The 1,345-nt window shown below is 61.9% G+C and carries 1 protein-coding gene; it reads left to right on the top strand.

The window, feature by feature from the left end:
* Positions 1-54 precede the first annotated feature (54 nt).
* Complete coding sequence (locus WS61_RS22185) at positions 55-1,305, top strand: IS256 family transposase (RefSeq protein ID WP_059503476.1); 1,251 nt, start codon at positions 55-57, stop codon at positions 1,303-1,305.
* Positions 1,306-1,345 lie beyond the last annotated feature (40 nt).

Raw genomic sequence — 1,345 nt, 5'->3', positions numbered from 1 at the left:
CGGGCCTGTCAGGAATTTTGTGTTTAAGGCATAACATGCTCCCAAGGAGAGTTTATGCCTCGCAAACCGAAAGCCCAGCCGGTGGCACTGCCGGCGATTCCGGCCGAGCTGCTCGAGCAGTTCGGCAACGGTCCGATGACGGCCGAAGCCATCAACGCCGCGACGCTGGCGCTCAAGAAGGCGCTGATCGAACGGGCACTGGGCGGCGAGATGAACCATCATCTCGGCTACCCTCCCGGTGCTGCCAAGCCGGCCAACGCCACGAATCAGCGCAACGGCAAAGGGGCCAAGACGGTTCTGACCGAAGACGGTCCGATCCGTATCGAGGTGCCGCGCGACCGCGATGGCAGCTTCGATCCCATCCTGATTCCCAAGCACGAACGGCGCTTCACGGGCTTCGACGACAAGATCGTCGCCATGTATGCCCGAGGCATGACCGTACGCGAGATCCAGGGCTTCTTGCTGGAACAGTACGGCACCGAGGTCTCGCCCGACTTCATCAGCTCGGTCACCGACGAGGTCATGGCCGAAGTGACGGCCTGGCAGGCCCGGCCGCTCGAGCCGATGTATCCGGTCGTGTTTTTCGACGCACTGCGGGTCAAGATTCGCGAAGACGCCGTCGTGCGCAACAAGGCGGTGTACCTGGCGCTGGGCGTGCTGCCCGACGGCACGCGGGAGATCCTGGGCCTGTGGATCGAGAATACCGAGGGTGCCAAATTCTGGATGAAGGTATTCAACGATCTGAAGACGCGCGGCGTTCACGACATCCTGATTGCCGTCACGGACGGGCTCAAGGGCATGCCCGAAGCGCTGGCTGCCGTGTTCCCGGCCACCACGCTGCAGACCTGCATCGTCCACCTCATCCGCAACAGCCTCGATTACGCCAGTTGGAAAGACCGCCGGGGGCTGGCCGCGGCGATCAAACCGATCTACGCCGCGCCCAGCGCGGAAGCCGCTCAGGCCGAACTCGATGCGTTTGCGGATGGGCCGTGGGGCCAGAAATTCCCGACTGTCAGTAGCGCGTGGCGCAACGCCTGGGATCGCGTGATCCCGTTCTTTGCGTTCCCTCCGGGGGTGCGCAAGATCATCTACACGACGAACGCGATTGAAAATATCAACTCGCAGTTGCGCAAGATCATCAAGACCCGTGGTCACTTCCCGAGCGACGAGGCCGCCACCAAGCTCATCTGGCTGGCCTTACGCAACATCACCGCGAATTGGGGAAGTGCCGCGCACGACTGGAAGACGGCCATGAACCAGTTCGCTATCCTTTATGCAGACCGGTTCGTTCGACCTTCCGTGTAATTACTCAACCCGCCTTGAACACGGAAATCCTGACACCCCC

The sequence above is a fragment of the Burkholderia sp. ABCPW 11 genome, assembly GCF_001523445.1.
GTDB lineage: Bacteria > Pseudomonadota > Gammaproteobacteria > Burkholderiales > Burkholderiaceae > Burkholderia.
This window is presented reverse-complemented; position numbering and strand designations above follow the sequence as displayed.